This window comes from Haliea salexigens DSM 19537 (genome assembly GCF_000423125.1).
Taxonomy (GTDB): Bacteria; Pseudomonadota; Gammaproteobacteria; order Pseudomonadales; family Halieaceae; genus Haliea; species Haliea salexigens.
The window spans coordinates 435,841-453,573 of the sequence record NZ_AUHJ01000001.1 but is presented as its reverse complement, the minus strand read 5'-3'; the positions used below and the strand labels follow the sequence as shown (position 1 = coordinate 453,573).

Annotated in this window: 19 protein-coding genes; 6 read left to right on the top strand and 13 right to left on the bottom strand. The window is 63.1% G+C overall.

The genetic code is table 11. From position 1 onward, the window contains the following. Nucleotides 1-27 precede the first annotated feature (27 nt). Complete coding sequence (locus tag G533_RS0102165) at nt 28-912, top strand: general secretion pathway protein GspB (RefSeq protein ID WP_027948545.1); 885 nt, start codon at nt 28-30, stop codon at nt 910-912. Between the two features lie 15 nt (nt 913-927). Here the strand turns inward: G533_RS0102165 and G533_RS20180 are convergent, their stop codons facing one another. Beyond that, nucleotides 928-2,202, bottom strand: coding sequence for a DUF2254 domain-containing protein (locus tag G533_RS20180; protein WP_051229879.1), 1,275 nt, complete (start codon nt 2,200-2,202; stop codon nt 928-930). Nucleotides 2,203-2,429: 227 nt separating this feature from the next. On the opposite strand from G533_RS20180, the gene G533_RS0102155 reads away from it, so the two are divergent. Beyond that, the gene (locus tag G533_RS0102155) at nt 2,430-3,419 is read left to right on the top strand and encodes an alpha/beta fold hydrolase (RefSeq protein WP_027948544.1); all 990 of its coding nucleotides are present in this window, start codon (nt 2,430-2,432) and stop codon (nt 3,417-3,419) included. A 41-nt stretch (nt 3,420-3,460) separates the two neighbouring features. On the opposite strand, the gene G533_RS0102150 is transcribed toward G533_RS0102155, so the two are convergent. The 10 genes from G533_RS0102150 to G533_RS0102105 all read right to left on the bottom strand — a co-directional run bounded on the left by G533_RS0102150 (nt 3,461) and on the right by G533_RS0102105 (nt 12,019). Continuing rightward, complete coding sequence (locus tag G533_RS0102150; protein ID WP_027948543.1) at nt 3,461-4,969, bottom strand: Ppx/GppA phosphatase family protein; 1,509 nt, start codon at nt 4,967-4,969, stop codon at nt 3,461-3,463. 76 nt (nt 4,970-5,045) lie between these two features. Further along, complete coding sequence (locus tag G533_RS0102145) at nt 5,046-5,645, bottom strand: hypothetical protein (RefSeq protein ID WP_027948542.1); 600 nt, start codon at nt 5,643-5,645, stop codon at nt 5,046-5,048. Between the two features lie 77 nt (nt 5,646-5,722). Next, nucleotides 5,723-5,911: a PFL_1563 family small protein gene (locus G533_RS0102140; protein WP_027948541.1), complete on the bottom strand. Its 189-nt coding sequence runs from the start codon at nt 5,909-5,911 to the stop codon at nt 5,723-5,725. 88 nt (nt 5,912-5,999) lie between these two features. Beyond that, nucleotides 6,000-7,085 (bottom strand): alanine racemase, encoded by a 1,086-nt coding sequence (alr, locus tag G533_RS0102135; protein ID WP_027948540.1) that lies wholly within the window; start codon nt 7,083-7,085, stop codon nt 6,000-6,002. Next, nucleotides 7,085-7,942, bottom strand: coding sequence for an aminotransferase class IV (locus G533_RS0102130; RefSeq protein WP_027948539.1), 858 nt, complete (start codon nt 7,940-7,942; stop codon nt 7,085-7,087). Before G533_RS0102130 ends, alr begins: the two co-directional genes overlap by 1 nt. 31 nt (nt 7,943-7,973) lie before the next feature. Next, complete coding sequence (locus G533_RS0102125; protein WP_027948538.1) at nt 7,974-8,822, bottom strand: glutamate cyclase domain-containing protein; 849 nt, start codon at nt 8,820-8,822, stop codon at nt 7,974-7,976. A gap of 5 nt (nt 8,823-8,827) precedes the next feature. Then, nucleotides 8,828-9,769: a 5-oxoprolinase subunit C family protein gene (locus G533_RS0102120; protein WP_035525913.1), complete on the bottom strand. Its 942-nt coding sequence runs from the start codon at nt 9,767-9,769 to the stop codon at nt 8,828-8,830. After that, nucleotides 9,766-10,464 (bottom strand): 5-oxoprolinase subunit PxpB, encoded by a 699-nt coding sequence (gene pxpB / locus G533_RS0102115; RefSeq protein ID WP_027948536.1) that lies wholly within the window; start codon nt 10,462-10,464, stop codon nt 9,766-9,768. Before pxpB ends, G533_RS0102120 begins: the two co-directional genes overlap by 4 nt. Then, entirely contained in the window at nt 10,455-11,204 is a 750-nt protein-coding gene (locus G533_RS0102110) for a 5-oxoprolinase subunit PxpA (protein WP_027948535.1), read from the bottom strand. The genes pxpB and G533_RS0102110 overlap by 10 nt, the downstream gene beginning before the upstream one ends. A 29-nt stretch (nt 11,205-11,233) precedes the next feature. Further along, on the bottom strand, nt 11,234-12,019 hold the full coding sequence (locus G533_RS0102105; RefSeq protein ID WP_027948534.1) for a putative hydro-lyase: 786 nt from the start codon (nt 12,017-12,019) through the stop codon (nt 11,234-11,236). 100 nt (nt 12,020-12,119) lie between these two features. Here G533_RS0102105 and G533_RS0102100 point away from each other — a divergent pair, with 100 nt between their 5' ends. The 4 genes from G533_RS0102100 to G533_RS0102085 all read left to right on the top strand — a co-directional run bounded on the left by G533_RS0102100 (nt 12,120) and on the right by G533_RS0102085 (nt 16,677). After that, on the top strand, nt 12,120-12,959 hold the full coding sequence (locus tag G533_RS0102100) for an acyl-CoA thioesterase (RefSeq protein ID WP_035525911.1): 840 nt from the start codon (nt 12,120-12,122) through the stop codon (nt 12,957-12,959). A 72-nt stretch (nt 12,960-13,031) separates the two neighbouring features. Beyond that, nucleotides 13,032-14,606, top strand: a complete 1,575-nt coding sequence (locus G533_RS0102095; protein ID WP_027948532.1) for an acyl-CoA synthetase — start codon at nt 13,032-13,034, stop codon at nt 14,604-14,606. A gap of 127 nt (nt 14,607-14,733) precedes the next feature. Continuing rightward, a complete protein-coding gene (locus tag G533_RS0102090; protein ID WP_027948531.1) occupies nt 14,734-16,404 on the top strand; it encodes a DUF3336 domain-containing protein in 1,671 nt (556 codons plus the stop codon). Nucleotides 16,405-16,431: 27 nt separating this feature from the next. After that, the gene (locus G533_RS0102085) at nt 16,432-16,677 is read left to right on the top strand and encodes a DUF2164 domain-containing protein (protein WP_027948530.1); all 246 of its coding nucleotides are present in this window, start codon (nt 16,432-16,434) and stop codon (nt 16,675-16,677) included. A gap of 3 nt (nt 16,678-16,680) precedes the next feature. On the opposite strand, the gene G533_RS0102080 is transcribed toward G533_RS0102085, so the two are convergent. Continuing rightward, entirely contained in the window at nt 16,681-17,313 is a 633-nt protein-coding gene (locus G533_RS0102080; RefSeq protein WP_027948529.1) for a flavin reductase family protein, read from the bottom strand. A 9-nt stretch (nt 17,314-17,322) separates the two neighbouring features. Then, nucleotides 17,323-17,697 (bottom strand): thiol-disulfide oxidoreductase DCC family protein, encoded by a 375-nt coding sequence (locus G533_RS0102075; RefSeq protein WP_027948528.1) that lies wholly within the window; start codon nt 17,695-17,697, stop codon nt 17,323-17,325. Between the last annotated feature and the right edge of the window lie 36 nt (nt 17,698-17,733).

Here is a 17,733-nt window from a genome sequence, read left to right as displayed (position 1 = left end):
CCGCGCCGCAGTGAAGGAGCATCGCCAGTGTCATTGATCCTGGAAGCGCTGAACCGCTCGCGCCGTGAGCAGCAGAATGCGAGCCCGGTACCGGGCGTGGACAGCGTGCATTTTGAACCCGAAGCCAACTGGCGTAGTGCGCGCTGGCTGTGGCTGTTAGCCGCTGCCGGCCTGATATTGCTTGCCGGTTTCCTGCTCGGCGGGCTGTTCAACCGTGCTGAAGGTCCAGCAGTGCAGTCAGCTCCCGAACACGCCGAGGTGACATCATCGACGGCAGTGCAGTCAGACGGAGTGCCGCCGACGTCTGTAGACGCGGCCGCGCCGATTTCTGTAGAGCCTGTAGGCGCCGGGTATGCCGCTGCCAGCGCCGTGCAGCCTAATGCGCCGACACCAGCCGCGGTCGAAAGTAGCGCAGCGGAACCGTCCCCTGAACCCCAAGCCAGCGCGGATGATGTAAGCGCGCTGTATGCCGGTACCTCTCCGGCCGTGCAGGAAGCGCCTGTGGCAACGCCACCGGCGACCGTGAGCGACGAGCGTGCGCTGAAGGACGCCGCGGCGAGCCCGACCGAGACGAAGCCATCCACGGAGACGGAGAGCAGCGTGGATATTGCGGCCCTGGCGGCCGCGGCCGAGCAGGCCCTGGAAGACGTGCGGTTGGCGGAACACCCGGCGCCTTTTCTCGGCGAGCTGTCGCAGCAGCGCAAGGATGCCATTCCAACCCTGATGTATTTGCAGCACGATTACCGTCAGGACGGCGGCTCCAGCGTGACAATCAACGGTCAGCAGGCATCCGCCGGGCAGTCGGTGGGGCGCGGCGTTCGGGTAGAGGAGGTGTTGCCCGATTCTGTTGTGCTCAGTCAGGATGGGGAGCAGTTTCGCCTGCGTGCCTTGAACAGCTGGGTCAACCTGTAAGCGCTAGCCGCCAGCTCAGTCCTCACGCTGTAACACGAGCGGCAGCAGCATATCGCGTTCAAAGTCCATGGCGAGGGCCTGGTACGCGCGTTGCCAGGCGAGTGCAGAATGGCGGCAGGCGGCTTGTCGTAATGCTTCGTGCCCCAGCTGCGCGAGGGCGGCAAAGGCCTTCTGCAGCCTGATCTGCACAGCGAGGTTGGCGGCGCCATCGCGGGCAATGGACCCAAATACGTCTTCAAGCAGGTCATCGACTGCCAGTGTGGGAAACCACACCCTGGCATCCGGGGTCGATGAATCACCCTCATCTTCCGCCTCCGTTGTCGCCCAGGTTGACAGCGCCCTGGTGGCGCGCCCGATGACATCAATGGCGGTGCCGGGGTCGTTGACGCCGGGTGACAGTGCGCGCGAGGCAATTTCCCCCAGTACGATCAAGCCAAAACGCGGGTCGTAGTCAAACGTGCGCGTCGTGCCCATGGAAAATGCAGCCCTGATCGTGTCGATGATCACGTCCGAACAGGGGGCCCCGGCCACGCAGGCCAGTGGCGTGCGCAAGTGCGCGAACGTGCCCGGTTCCACCCGCACGTAGATTTCCACACCGTGCTCGGCACTGCACTGCAGCAACGCCGCGACATCGATGTGTTCTACGTAGCCCAGCTGATCTGTCAGCACCTGCTCTGCAGTCGCGGGAATACGTGCGGCAACATCGTCGCAGGGGCGCGCACCAATGCCGGGGAAGCGCGCCCGTCCTGTCAGGGCGCGGGTGGCGGCTGCCTCTACCCGCTCTACCGTCGACGTCACCTTGGCCAGCTCGGATAGGTGCTCAATCCAGCGTATCAGCGCGATCACAATCAAGGTGATGATCATGACGGTCATCAGGAACAGCACAATGTGCCCGTGGTCGCCGTAGATGCCGGCATTCAACGCAACCAGGCCAATGAGGCTGAACAGAAACGTACCGATAAACACGCTGAGGGCGTGCCGCGATACCTCGTTGTCCATAACCAGGGCCGTGGCGCGCGGTGAGGTGCTCACCGTCACCGAGCCGTGCGCGGTGACCAGGGTGGCCAGTGAGAAGGTGGCAACTGCGAGCATGCTGGACGCCAGGATGTTGAGAATGCGCCCCACTGCATCGGGTGTCACCAGGCCGGACATGTGCGGTGGAATCCAGGGTGCAAGCCAGATGCCGAGCAACACCGAAAATAGCCCGGCAAACGTGTAGAGCAGGGCGATCAGCCACAGCTTGCGGGAGACCTTGCGTTGTAGCCATTGCCAGCGTCCGGTCAGCTTCATGTCCGGTGCTCCCGTGTCTCAGCGTCCCCGGGGTGTGGTCGCCTGTGTTCAGCTCGCGCGGTTCGGTTCACAGCGGTGGATGATGCGGAGTACACTTCAGGCATGGGCAGCACTTCCCTGGCGGCAGATGAAGCAGGTCACGCTTCCTTATGCATCAGGATGGGCCGGATTTCAATCACAGAATGCGCAGGCTTTCCCGGCCCGACGCAGTCCAGGGGACCCCGAGCATGGAATGGATACATCGCCACGCCACCATCAATGGCATCCGTATGCACTACGTTGAACAGGGCTCGGGCATGCCGGTGGTGCTGTGTCATGGTTTTCCCCATCTCTGGTTCAGCTGGCACCGACAGATCAGCGCGCTGGCGCAGGCCGGTTATCGTGTGATTGCACCGGATATGCGTGGCATGGGGCAGACCGATGCGCCGACGGCGGTGGAAGCCTACGATATTGACCACATCACCGCCGACCTGCTCGGGCTGCTGGAACACCTGGGTGAACCGCGTGCCGTGTTCGCCGGCCTGGATTTCGGCGCCTTCGCGGTCTACGACCTGGCCCTGCGTCATCCCGAGCAAGTGATCGCGGTCATTGGCCTGGAAAACCCGGCGGCCCCGCACAACCCCGACGAGCCGCCGCTGACCGAATACCGCCGCATGGGCGAGCAACACTTTCTGCACATCGAGTATTTCCGCGAGCCGCCACGCGCTGACCGGGAGCTGGCCGCGGAACCACGACGCTTCCTGCACAAGGTGTTTCACACCCTGAGCGGTGCCTGCAATTACTTCGAGATGTTTCAACATCCCCCCGGCACGTCGTACATCGATGCCATGGAGGAGCCGCCGCCTTTACCCTGGCCGTGGCTCTCCGAGCTGGAGCTGGAATTTTTCGTGTCCGAATACAGCCGCAGCGGCTTCACCGGTGGCCTCAATTGGTATCGGGCATTTGACCTGAAATGGGCGCAACGCAAACCGTTCGAAGGCGTGCAGAGCGAGGTGCCAGCGTATTTCCTCGGCAGTGAGCACGATGTGGATCTGGAGGGGTTTCATGGCGACGACCCAATCGGCCAGATTCGCGCCATATTCCCCCGGCTGCGCACTGTACGCATGATCCCGGGCGCAGGGCACATGGTGCAGCTGGAAGCCTCGGCAGCGGTCAATGAGATTTTGCTCGAGTACCTGGCAGATATCGTGGCGCAGGACACGCTGCCGGCTGACTGAACGGGCTGCGCTGCTGGAAGCCCTGCGCAGGCTATGCTAGCTCAGTGCAGGGTGAGCTGCAGACCTTCCTTGCCGAGTAGCGATACTTCCTGCTCCAGTTCCCGCGCTGTCAGCGGATGGCGTTGCAGCCATTCGGGCGGAAACTCCAGGCCAATCGTGTTTTCGTGCGCGTGCACCGCAAAGTCGGGCAGCGCCTCCAACTGTTCCACGTACTTGAACAGCAGCGCCAGCCGAAACAGGGTGATCAGGCGCAATAACCGGGGGCGGTCGGCGTCGGTGACTGCGGCCCACAGGGGGTGGTCCAGTTTGCCGCGCTGGGTGGCGGCAAGCAGTGCCATCTGCTCCTGCTCTTCCTGCGAAAAGCCTGGCAGGTCGGCGTTCTGCAGCAGGTAGGCGGTATGTCGCTGGTAGTGCTTGTGCGAGATCGCCATGCCCACCTCATGGGTGAGTGCCGTGCGCTCGAGCAGATCCCGGTCGGTCTTGCGCAGTGACCAGCCTTCGCGGCTGGCGTTGAACAGCGTGCGCGCGCGCCGCGCCATCAGCTCGCCCATCACCTTGTCCACACTGTAGCGCTGCATCAAGGCGTTAATGGTGCGTTCGCGCACATCCTCGTGCCCCAGTCGCCCCATCAGGTCGTAGATCACGCCTTCGCGCAAGGCGCCACGCGAGGTGCGCAGGCGTGTAATGCCAAGCTCGTCGAACAGGGCGCTGGTAATTGCCACGCCGGCGGCGATAACGTTGCGGCGCTGGCTGCTCAGCCCCTCCAGTTCGATGGCATCAAAGTGCTTGAACTGCAGCAGGCGCTTTTCCAGCCGGGAAAGCGCCTTGCGCGTAATGCCGCCATCGCTCCACCCGTGGCTGACAAGCACTGACTCAATGGCTTGCAGGGTGCCCGAGGAACCCACGCATTCCGCCCAGTGGCGAGAGTGGAAGTGGTAGCGGATGTGAGAGACTTCGAGCCTCGCCCGTTCGTAGGCCGTGCGGTAGTTGCTGCGGCTCACCTTGCCGTTGGCAAAGCAGATGTCGGAAAAGGATACGCAGCCCATTTGCAGGCTCTCCAGCCGCTGCGGCTCAAAGCGCTGGCCAATGATCAGCTCGGTGCTGCCGCCGCCGATGTCGATCACCAGTCGTGACTGGGCGTCGTCCGCCAGGGTGTGGGCGACACCCAGGTATACCAGCCGCGCTTCCTCCCTGCCGTAAACCACGTCGACGGGCGCGCCGAGGATGCGCTGTGCGGGCAGGGTGAACTCCCGACGATTATCCGCCATGCGCAGGGCGTTGGTGCCGACCACGCGGATTCTTTCCGGGTCCACGCTGCCCAGCATCTGGGCGAAGCGGGCGAGGCAATCTAGGCCTCGCGCGATGGCTTCTGCGGACAGTTTGCCATCCACCAGGCCGGCGCCCAGCTGGACTTTCTCTGCCAGCGCCTCCACCGGGCGCATTTCGCCGTGTTCCACCCGCGCGACGATCAGGTGGAAAGAATTGCTACCGAGGTCGATAGCCGCCAGCAGGCTGCCATCGGCGAGCGGCGGTTGTAGGGGCTGCGACAAGAGGTGCGACTCCGCAGAGAATTGCCGAAAGAACCATGATACCGGATGCCCGGAGCATGCGCACGGGGGAAGCGAGTCAGGCGAGGGCGTAGGCGGTGATGAGTAACGCTACAAGGCCAATAGTGGCGCTGCGCTTAACGACGCCCGGCGTTGTGCGCGAGAGCTCGCCAAGCGGGTCACCGCCGGCGTGCACGCGGGCGATGACGGGCCATTCGATGGCGCCGGCAAAGGCGAGGCTGCCCACACTGGCTGCCAGCAAGGCAATGCTGCAGGGCGTTGCCGGTGGAATGTTAATCGCGAACAATGCGATGGCGACCAGGGAGCCCAGCGTACCGGCGTAACTCATGACGAGAAACTGATGCCGGTTGTTGCTTTTGAAGTCCCACTCGAAGGCAAACAGGGCGAGGCGTGCCGGACGGCTGTGTTGGCCTCGCGCGGCAAGGGCTCCGAGGTAATGAAACCATTCGTGCACCAGGGTGCAAATGATGCCGCCCGCCGCAGCGCCACTCACCACGCCCAGCACAGCGGCGAGTATGAGTGATGAGGACTGGTACCAGTTATTTGCCGCTGCGAACAGCGCCAACAGTATTAATGCCAGCGCCGCATGCGCAGCTGCGACCGTACGGATTTGGATGCCGTCCCGGGTGTTGACGGTGGGTTCCAGAATATTGTCCATGGTGCTTCCCGCTCAGGTAAGACCGATGGAGAGTGTACGCGCTTCCGTGCTGTCTGGATGCGCTGCTGGCGCGGTTGTTATTTGCGGCCTGCGCCGGAGGGACGTGCGGCATAGCCGCCCGGTTGTCCGCTGATGCCCGATTGGATGTTCTGGATCTTGCCCCCGGTCTTCAAGAAAGCGCGCGTTTGTTCTTCGATCGAATTCGAGGTTTCTACCGCCGCGGGCTGTTTTTTCTTGGCGGGCGCGCGTTGTGGCTTGGCAGACATATCAGGGTCTCTTCAGGCTGGACGGCCGGCCAGTATATCACAGACGGCTGCGACGCGCTCCAGATCGTTGAGATGCGCCTTGAGAGGGTCAGTCGACGACCACACGTCGTGGCACCCGCGCAGGCATGCGGGTCAGCAGTTCGTAGCCGATGGTTTGCGCGTGCTCTGCAACCTCGCCAACCGGCAGCCCGTTGCCCCAGAGCACCACGGGGTCACCGATCGCCACAGGCGGTAGATCGGTGACGTCCACGGTGATCATATCCATGGACACACGGCCCGCCAGTGCGGCGCGATGGCCGTTGACCAGCACCGGGGTACCGTTGCCCGCACCGCGCGGGTAGCCGTCACCGTAGCCCACAGTAACGGTGGCAATGCGCGAGGGCCGCGTGGCCTGCCACGTGGCGCCATAGCCGACGCACTCGCCAGCTTCCACCTCGCGCAGGGAGATTACGCTGGAAGCCAGGGTCATCACCGGGCGCAGCGTGTCGGCCTGGGGGTGGGGTACAGTGAACGGGGAGTTGCCCCAGAGCATGAAACCCGGGCGAATCCAGTCGTAGTGGCTGGCCGGCCAGGCCAGGGTGGCGGGCGAGTTCGCGGCACTGCGCACACCCGCAAGCGGTCCGGTCAGTTGCTCAAAGCGCTCGAGCTGCACGGCGGTGGCGGGATGGTCCAGCTGGTCGGCGCAGGCGAAGTGTGTTGTGAGTACAGGTGGCCCCGCGAGCTTGCCGCAGGCCAGCAGGCGGCGATGGAGCTCCGCGACCTGTCCCGGTGGTGCGCCCAGGCGGTGCATACCGGTATCGATTTTCAGCCAGCAGTGCACAGGCGCTGGCAACGTGGCCTGCTCCAACCATGCGACCTGTGTGGCGTTATCGATGGTCAACCACAGCTGCTGCTCGGCGGCGAGTGGCAGCTCATCGGGGTGAAATACACCCTGCAACAGTAGCAGCGGGCATTGGATACCTGCGCCACGCAGTTCCAGTGCCTCCTCCAGGGAGGCCACCGCCAGTGCGTCTGCCAGCGGTTCCAGGGCGCGGGCCATGGTAATGGCACCGTGGCCGTAGGCGTTGGCCTTGACCACCGCCATGAGGCTCGATTGTGGCGCCAGCGTGCGCGCGAGCGCCAGGTTGTGGCGCAGCGCGGCCAGGTCCAGGCGCGCTTCGCAGGGGCGTGCCATCAGTAGTCGTACCGGTGCCGGGCAAACAGCGTTTGCGCGGCCAGCCAGACATCGCCGACCTGGCCATCGCCCACGGGCTGGTCGTCTATGGAAAGCACCGGGGCAACTTCTTTGCTGGAGCTGGTCAGCCACACCTCATCGGCGCTGTGGACCTCCTGCATGGTCACGATGCGTTCGCTCACTGGAATACTGCTGTGCTTGCGCAGGATGTCCAGCAGCATGAGTCGGGTGATGCCGGGCAGTTTCTGGTGATCCAGGGGCGGCGTTGCCACTGCACCGTCCTTCACGATAAATACGTTGCACGCAGCGGCCTCGGTCAATTCACCGGCCTCGTTGTAAAGCAGGGTTTCTCCGTGGCCGCGGCTGTGGCCGTGCTGGTAGTGCATCACGTTGCCAAGCAAGGCGGTGGATTTGATGTTGCAGCGTCGCCAGCGCAGGTCTTCCGTGGTGGAAACGTGAAAGCTGCGCGCGGCGGCCTTGTCGGGCGCCGGAGGCGGCGCGATATCAAAAACAAAGGCATAGCGCGTTGCCGCGATGTTTTCGGGATAGGCATGGTTGCGCCGCAGATCCGCACCGCGGCTGATGTGAAAATACAGCCCGAGATTGCCGCCGCCGTTGCGCTCCAGCAGCTCCTTGGCGATGGTGCGCCATTCGGCCTCGTCCAGTTGTACTTTCAGTTCAATCGCATCGAGGCCCTGCTGCATGCGCTGCATGTGGGGGCCAAAGCCCACCAGCTTTCCGGCATAGGACGGCACCACTTCATAAATGCCGTCGCCGAACAGGAAGCCGCGGTCCATGGGGGAAATGCGGGCTTCATCCATGGGCAGGTAACTGCCGTTGAGATAAACGATGCTCATAGCCGTTCCTTGTGTTGAGAGTGCAAAGTGCTCACGCCGCTGCCTCGAGAAACCCGGTGAGCGTGCGTAGCTGGCGGATGACCGATTCGCTTTCGGAGGGCGGCAGCCCATCTTCTGTGAGCGTGTTCTTGCGTGTGACACCATCCACGCTGCCGCGTTCGGACAGGTAGCGCAGGGTGGCCAGTGGCGAGAATTCGGCGAGCAGATCGCGTTCTGACCACAGGCCCAGGAACGCCAGCAGACCATAGGCACCCCAGTTGGAAACGTCAGCGACCAGCAGTTCGTCACAGGGGGTGACCGATACCTGTATGTCCAACCCGGCGATGGCGTTGGCAATATTCCCCATGCCGATCTCATTGCCACCATCGCCAATGGCGATCGTGGGGCAGTCGGCCAGGGTCAGGAAGGGGTCGAATACGCCACAACCGGCACTGATGTCCTCTCCGCGCATGTTGTAGTAGCGGCCATCGGCCGCCATCCCCGGGCGCTCGATAGAAATAATAGCGCTGGGTGCATGGGTCGCGAGCCAGCCGGCGGCCAGCGCCGAACCGTCATCCGCTGGCTCGCGCTCCAGCGGCAGGATCCGGTAGGCGCTCGCCAGCACCTGAGCCAGCGGTGTCGCACAGGCAATCATCGGCTCGGCCCCGAGCGCCTGCAGGGCCTGGTACAGGGCAATGGCGCCGACCGGGCCATCGGTCTCGAAGGTGCCTGCGACCGGAAAGCCGGTGCCGATCAATACGGTACCGCGGATATCGCGCAAGCGCTGTGCTGCACGCAGGTAGTAGCCCGCGGGGAGCGCGGCGCGGGCTACCTGCATCTGACGTGGATTGCGTGCCACCAACAGGGTCTCGATGGCTTCGCTCAGGGCCTGTTCGTCCACGGCGTTTACTCCTCAGGTGGTGACTGCAGCGGTATTTGCCGCATGCGCCAGTGTTGCAGGTGCAAGGCGTTGTGTGCCGCATGGGGGCTGATGGCGGCAAAGTGCACGGTAGCGCCGGGCCGCAATTGGCTCATGCGTGCGGCATCGACCGAGAGCGCGGCGCCCAGCTTTGGATAGCCGCCGATGGTCTGCCGGTCATTCAGCAGAACGATAGGCTGGCCATCGGCCGGTACCTGGATCGCGCCCAGACAAATGCCTTCTGAGACAATGCCGGTAATATCGCCCTTGATGGGCGGGCCCTCCAGACGATAACCCATGCGATCAGCGCGCTGCGATACCGTCCACGGGGAACTGTAGAAGCGTCGTTGCTGCAGCCTCGGGAAATGCGCCTGTTGGTAGCCGGGCACCACACGTACCGTCAGCTGCGCACCGTAGCGGGGTCGTTCGGCTGCGGCCAGCTGCAGCCGTTGACGCTGTGTGTCCGGCCGGCACGGCAGGACATCGCCGGGCGCCAGCTTTTCGCCGCGCAGGCCTCCGAGTCCCTCGCGCAGCACGGTCGCCGTGCTGCCGAATTGCGGGGTTACCGCAAAGCCATCGACCACACCAATGTAGTTGCGGCAACCGTGTTCAGCGTGGCCGAGCTGCACCCGGTCGCCGCCTTGAACACGGTGACCGGTCCAGAGGTCCCGCGGCTGACCATTGATCAGCAGCGGCGCCTCGGCACCTGTTACACAGAGCAGAGTGTCGGTTTCCACATCGAGCTCCAGGCCGCCAAAGCTGCACTCTACCAGCGTGCAGTTCGGATCGTTGCCCAGTAAGCGCTGACAGAGTAAAAACGCCTCCAGGTCCATGGGGCCGCCGGTGGTGAGGCCAAGATGGTGTTGGCCAAAGCGGCCGCGATCCTGCAGCAGGCTGAGCAGCCCCGGTTGCCGCACACGCAGGCTCACGCGAGCTCGCCTCCCAGTTCGATAAAACGCTGCCGATCAATCGCGACAAAGCGCACGCTATCGCCCACGGCAACCGGCATGGGCGGGTCCTGGTGCGGATCAAACAGGCGTTGCGGGCAGTTGCCAATCAGGTTCCAGCCCCCGGGTGACACGGCGGGGTAGACAGCGGTCTGCCGGTCCGCAATGGCCACCGCGCCCCGTGGCACGCGCTGTCGCGGGGTCGTCAGTCGCGGCGCGGCGATACGTGTGTCGACGTGGCCGAGGTAGGCAAAGCCGGGTGCGAAGCCAATGGCATAGACGGTGTATTGGGTGGCGCAGTGCAGCGTGATCACCTCGGCCACAGTCAGGTCCGCCTCCCGCGCCAGGCGTTCCAGGTCAGCACCGGTTTCCGGGCTGTAGTACACGGGTAATTCGATCTCGCGGCCGCCGCCACCGGCGGTGGCCGCTTCGATGGCCCCCTGCAGCGCCTGCAAACGGTGCACAACGCTGAAATGGTCGGTGCGCAGGGCATCGTAGATCACCAGCAGCGAGGCATAGGAGGGCACCAGGTCGATCAGGTCTCCCTGCAGGGCCCCCCGAGCCGCCTCAGCTGCGGCGCGAACCTGTGCCGCCTCGCGGGGGCCGGGGGGCGCGGCGGCGTTCTCCTCGGCAAAGGACATCAGCACGGCATTTTCACCGGCATGTTTCAGCTGCATGGGTGCTCCGAACCTACCGAGGTCAACTGCTGTATCTCCTCAATGGCCATGACACCCTCGGGGTTGTCGCCGTGTACGCACAGAGAGTCAACGGCCAGGGCCAGCACCTTGCCCCCGTGGGTGGTGATGGTGCCATGATCAAGCAATTGCCGTACCTGGGCCAGCATGCGCTCACGGTCATGCACTGCGCCCGGCAGGCGGCGCGACAGCAGCCGGCCGTCGTCCGCGTAGCAACGGTCGGCAAAGGCCTCGAACAGCAACGCAAGCCCGTGTTGCTGCGCTTCCTCGCGGTGGGCCTCAGCCTCGGGTGTCGCCTGTAGCATGAGTGCCAGGGGGCGGTGGTAACTGGCAACGCTGCGCATGACCGCGGCGCGCACGACGGGGTCAACCATCATGTCGTTATACAGCGCGCCGTGTGGCTTGACGTAGGCCACCTGCAGATTGTGGCAGGCGGCCATGCCGTCCAGCGCGGCAACCTGATAGCGCAGGCTGCTGGCAAGTTCCTGCTCGCTCAGGGCCATGCTGCGCCGGCCGAAGCCTACCAGGTCCGGATAGGCAGGATGCGCGCCCACCTGCACCGCGTGCCGCGCGGCCAGCGCCAGTGTGCGGTCGATGGTGAGCGGGTCGCCGGCGTGAAAGCCGCAGGCGATATTGGCCTGGTCGATATGCGGCATGACGGCCTCGTCCATGCCCATGTGCCAGCTACCGTAACTTTCGCCGAGGTCGCAGTTGAGGAGCATACGGTGGTTTCCTGTGGTAAAGGGCGCGATCAGAGCACCGCCAGCTGGCTATTGCGCAGGTCGGTGACCAGCATGCAGCCCGGGCTGTGGGTAATGGCAAGGGGCGGTTTTGCCTGCTCCAAGGCTACCTGGGGGGTCACCCCGCAAGCCCAGAATACTGGCAATTCGCCTGCTGCAATGGTTACCGGATCGCCGTAGTCGGGCCTGTTGATGTCAGTGATGCCAATCAGGGCGGGATCGCCGAGATGTACCGGAGCGCCGTGCACCGAGGGGAAGCGGGTACAGATCTGTACCGCGCGAATCGCGTCGGCGGCGCGCATGGGACGCATGCTGACCACCATGTTGCCGGCGAAAGGGCCCGCCGCTGTGCAGGGCAGGTCTGTACGGTACATGGGCACGTTCACCCCCTCGGACACATTGCGCACATCCAGCCCATCGGCGATCAATGCCTCCTCGAAGGAGAATGAGCAACCGAGTGCAAAGGTCACCAGGTCGGGCTGCCAGAGGGCGCTCAGGTCGCTGAGTTCGGTCTCGAAAACGCCGCTGCGAAACAACCGGTAGCGGGGTACGTCGGTGCGAATATCGATGTCACCGAGGAGCGGCAGGGCGGGGTCACCCGGGGCGGCGGCAACGGCAATGAGGGGGCAGGGCTTGGGGTTGGCCTGGCAGAAACGGAGGAAGTCGTTCGCCCAGGCCTCAGGCAGAATCACGATGTTGCACTGAACGAAGCCGGGCGCGCAGCCTGAGGTATTGCCCGTGTGTTCACCCGCGCGAATGCGCTGGCGCAGAGCTGCTGGTGTGGGCGAAGCGTGCATCAGGATCCTCGCTGGGTTTGGGTGGGCCTCGTGTCTGGAGCTGGCGGGCCGTATCCGGGATAATGCGCGTTACATCAGCGCATCATAGTGGATTCACCTCATGCTCGACCAGTTGTTGCAGGTACTCACGCCACGTTTTGTCAGTGAGGATGTGTTCATCGCCGACAACATGCACCCGCGGGCCCCGCGCGTGTTCGGCGGTCAGGTATTGGCACAGGCCTTGCGTGCGGCCGCTGCCACTGTGCCGGTCGAGCGGGCGGTGCACTCCCAGCACGCCTACTTCCTGCGCCCCGGAGACCCGGCCGAGTCGATCCGTCTGGAAGTGGATCGCGCGCTGGACGGCGGCAGCCTGAGTTCCCGGCGCGTGGTGGCCCTGCAGCGCGGCAAGCCGATACTGGTGTCATCGGTATCGTTCCAGACCACCGGCGCGGGTGCTGAATACCAGCGCACGGCACCGGAGGTGCCGCCACCTGAGAGCCTCATCAGCGAGCGGCAGAAAGCGCTTGAAACCGGCGATTTCGATGATTCCTTTCCACTGGTCACGGGAGAAGATCTGGACGTACGCATGGTCACCGCGGTCGACTGGCACAATCCACGCCCCTTGCCGCCGGTGCTCTCAGCCTGGGTAAAGACCAACGGTTCCCTGAACCAGCCGGACGCCGTCCATGCCAGCCTGCTGGCCTATTTTTCCGACACGCTGTTGATCGACGTTTGCCTCGCTGTCACCGGTCGCTCTTACCTGCGTGATGACATTCAACTGGCGAGCCTGGATCACGCGCTGTGGTTTCACGGCCCTTTCAGGGCGGATGAGTGGCTACTGCACACGGTGGAGGCGGAGCGCGTTGCTGCGGGTCGCGGTCTCGCCCACGGGCGTTTCTATAATCGCGAAGGGGTGCTGGTCGCCTCCGCATCGCAGCAGGGCCTGATGCGGGCACGCTGATACATTGCCTCGCTGCATATCGCGTCTTATGATGGCCCGCTATCCCGCATAGCCAGCAGCAAGGATCGTGACATGCCGCATCCCGCAATAACCGCAGAGACGTACCCTCACAAGCCAGCCATCATCATGGGCGCGACCGGCGAGGTGGTGACCTACGCCGAGCTCGACGAGCGCAGCAACCAGGCGGCACAGTTGTTTCGCTCACTGGGCCTGAAGAAGGGTGACCATATCGGCATGATGCTGGTGAACTGTCGCCAGTTCCTGGAAATCTGCTGGGGAGCCCAGCGAGCGGGGCTGATTTTCACGCCCATCAGTACCCACCTGAAACGTGATGAAACCGCTTACATCCTCGAAAACTGTGGGGCCAAGCTGTTCATCGCATCTCACTCGCTGGCAGCTGTGGCAGGCGAAATCCTTGCGTTGGGGACCTCGCGCATCAAACACTATTTGATGGTGGATGGCATTCTGGACGGCTACGAGTCCTGGGATGACAGCATTGGCCTGCAGCCGGCCGAGCGCATCGCGGACGAGGCCAATGGTGTGCCCATGCTCTACTCATCGGGCACCACCGGCAAGCCCAAGGGCGTATTCCTGCCGCCTGCCAGCGACGACGTCAATGCGGTACACCCGCTGGCGGGTAGTCTGGGCGCGGTGTTTGGTTTTGGTGAGGAAACGGTCTACCTGTCACCCGCGCCGCTTTATCACGCGGCACCCCTGCACTACAACATGATGGCCCTGTACCAGGGCGGCACCAGCGTGGTGATGGAGGCGTTCGATGCCGAAGCTGCGCTGGCCCTGATCGAAGAGCACCGGGTGACACACAGCCAGTGGGTGCCCATCATGTTCGTACGCATGCTGAAGCTGCCCGAGGACGTGCGTGAGCGTTACGATGTCAGCAGCATGCAATTTGCCATTCATGCTGCGGCCCCGTGCCCGATTGAAGTAAAGGAACAGATGATCGCATGGTGGGGCGAGGTCATTGTCGAGTACTACGCCGCCAGTGAGGGCATTGGTATCACGATGATCGACTCCGCCAACTGGCTCACGCACAAAGGTTCTGTGGGTCCCTCGCTGATGGGATCGGTGCATGTGGTGGACGACGAGGGTAACGAACTGCCGCCGGGTGAAATCGGCACCATTTACTTCAGCGGTGAACAGGTCCAGTTCAGCTACCACGACGAACCGGGAAAAACCGCTGAGGCCTTCAACGAACGGGGCTGGGCGACCACAGGTGATCTGGGCTACCTGGACCAGGACGGTTTCCTTTACCTCACGGACCGCAAAAACTTCATGATCATCAGTGGCGGTGTGAACATTTATCCGCAGGAAATCGAAAACCTCTTGATCACGCACGGCAAGGTGGCGGACGTTGCCGTGTTCGGTATTCCCAACGAGGAGTTTGGCGAGGAGGTGAAGGCCGTGGTACAGCCCATGAATTGGGCGGATGCGACGGATGAGGTGGCGATCGAGATCATGGAGTGGCTGCGCGAGCGCCTTTCACACATCAAGCTGCCGCGCTCCCTGGACTTCCACGAGCAGTTGCCGCGTATGGACAATGGCAAGCTGTACAAGCGCCATCTGGTAGAGGAATACCGCGGTGTGCACCGGGATTTGCCGGGGCAAGAGGACAGCGACAAACCTTCCTGACTACGACTGGGCTGCCAGTAGAGCCTGTGCGCGGCGTTTTTGGTGCACAGGCTCTGGCCAGATTTAACCTGTATTGCCGGTGGCCTTTGCAGTATCCTTTAGAGAGTCTCCGGCAAAGAGGTAGCCCATGAGAACTTCCCGTAAACTCGCCCAGCTGGAACGCCAGATGGCGAGCTGTTCAAATTACGACGAGTGGCGCGAGGCCGCCATCGCGCACGACGAGCAGTCCGGCAAGCGCCGCTGGCGCGAGGTGGACCAGACTACGCAATACGACTACAGCCAGATCCGGCTGCGTCTCGACCGCCTGCGCAGCCTGCGCTCCCGCCACGATTATCAGGGCCTGCTGTTCACTCTCAACGAGGGTATTCACGGCAACATGGGGGGTATGGGGCGCAGCGCGCTCTACCAGAATGCCAAGTTCGGTACCAAGCATCTTATCGAGCAGTACATTGACGAGGTGGCCGATTCGCTGCGCTATCTCGCCGAGCTGGAGAGCGATGACGTCACCCTGCAGCAGAAGCTCGACTTCTTCTATCGCGCCAACATCTGCTTCGGTCGGTCAGCCCTGATGTTGAGTGGCGGCGGTGTGCTGGGCTTCTATCACCTCGGCGTGGTCAAGACGCTGCTGGAACAGGGCCTGCTGCCGCGTGTTATTTCAGGCTCCAGCGCAGGCTCCCTGGTGGCGGGCGTTGTTGGCTCCCACACGGACGAAGAGCTTCGGCATTTCTTTGATCCCGGCAACGTGCACTTCGAGGCCGAGCGTGAGGCGAGCGTGTTTTCACGCATGTTCTTCGGGCGCAATCCGCAAATTGATGTGCGCGACCTGGAGAACATTATCGCTCGCCTCATTCCCGAAATGACCTTTCAGGAAGCCTACGAAAAGACCGGGCGCCAGATCAGCATCACAGTTGCGCCGGCGGAAACGCATCAGCGCTCACGGCTGTTGAACGCCATTACGTCCCCCAACGTCTATGTGCGTTCGGCTGTGATGGCCTCCTGCGCGGTCCCTGGGGTGTTCCCGCCCGTAATGCTGATGGCGAAGAACGTGCACGGCGAATCGCAACCCTACCTGCCTACGCGCAAGTGGGTTGATGGCTCCATCGCCGACGACCTGCCGGCGAAGCGGCTGTCGCGGCTGTTCAGCACAAACCACTATATCGTCAGCATGGTGAACCCCATTGCCACGCCTTTTTTGCGCGGCAACCACAAGAGCAATGGCCTCAGTGCGGCCCTGGGCACTCTGGGCGTGGGTATCGGCCGCGAAGTGCTCAATTTCTACCGCGGTGTGGTGCAAAAGAACGGCGACAACTGGCCGCGCTTCAACCTGTTGATGAACGGTATCCACTCCCTGATTGACCAGGAGTACAGCGGCGATATCAACATTGTGCCCAGTTTTCGCTGGTACAACCCGGCGAAGATTCTGTCCCACCTGTCCGAGAAGGAGCTGGTGGCGCTGATGGAAGGGGGCGCGCACTCGGCCTTCCCCAACATTGAGGCCATACGCATCTGCACCAAGATCAGCCGGGCGATGGAAGAGATTCTCAATCGCTTCGAGTACGGCGATCTGCGCCCCGATAGCGAAAAATACCGGCGACCGCGTGCTTCACGGCGCCGGCCACCACCGACGCGGTCTGACCGTGAAGCACAGCGCGAACAGCTGGCGGCGCTTGATGCTGCCCCTAAGAGCAAGCGTACCAGCGCCAAGGCGCGGGTGAAGACCCGGCGCAAGAGCCCGTCGCGGTCAGCTGCCTCGGCAAAGAAAGACACGTCGGGAGAGCCGGGGCGAGCAGTTGCATGACGGTGGTAGCATGATTGAGGCTGCGGCGTGAAGGCGCCGGAGTTTTCGCGGGAACAGAAAGAGCGCATGGCGAGCAAGGTCAAGGGGTACTTGCGCGATGAATTGCAGCAGGAAATCGGCAGCTTTGACGCCGAGTTCCTGGTGGACTTTCTGGCAGAAGAGCTCGGTCCCTATTTCTATAATCGTGGGCTGGCTGACGCCCGCAGTCTGCTCAACGAGAAAATGGCCGAGCTGGACTACCAGGTGCAGGAGCTGGAACAGGCCGAGGAGTGACGCTCAGTCAATGGTTCTCGGCGGCAGGTCCGGTTTCGCATAGGCCATGCGGCGCACGCGCGAGGTCGTGTAATAGCTGTCCAGCCCGCTCAGGGCTACGCTGTCCGCGGCATTGATATCGATGGCACCATCCTCGCCCAGGGCCTTATCAGGCACATCAACCAGCACGACTTCCCCGATCACCAGATGCGTATCGTTGATATGCAGATGGTGGTGTTCGCGCAGCTCCAGGCCCATGCGCACAGTAGCTTCCCGCACGAAAGGCGCCGCAAACCCGGTCACCCAATGCTCGCCTAATCCGGTCGCGGTAAATTCGGACTGCTCTCGTGGATACCGCGCCGCTGTCTGGTGCGCCGCTTCAATGAAGCTCTGGTGCACGTGGTTGATGGTGTAGCACCGCGTGTCGAGAATATTTTCCAGCGTGTGGCGCTCAACCGGGCTGGGGCGCACGATCAATGCCAGCAGGGGAGGGTGTGAGCCAAGGTGTACCACGGAGCTGATGATGGCCAGGTTGCTGTTGCCGGCGGCATCGGCGGTACCCACCAGGTTGGCGGGCTTGAAGCCACTCAGGGAATTGACAAATGCGGCGCGGTAGCGAGACGCCATCGCGCCGATATCGTGTGCGGTGAAATGCATGTGTGCTTCCTATGAAGAGTACAGGCGCCAGTAGCGGCGCTCAGCCCAGAGCCGGTAAACCCGATCGGCTACGGGGCGTATCAGCGGCCAGCGCAGCCAGCGCCACAGGGGGCCCAGCCGGGTGTGTTGCCAGGCCGCAACGTTGGCATCAATGCCGGTTAGCCATTGGCCTTCTGCCGTGCGCAGGTGCAGCGTTTTCAGCAGCGCGTCCCGCGATGGCAGGGCGTCTGTGGGCGCTGAACCGTCCGTCTGCTCCAGACTCGCTTCCGGCGCCAGGCAATGAATGTCGGCCAGCTGCAGCTGTGAATCACATAACTTTCCGAGTTTGGCCATTTCACGTGTGCACAAAGGGCATTGGCCATCGTAATAGAGTGTATCGGGCATTGGCGTGTGCCACCTCTAGTGATGGGTATGCCTCCA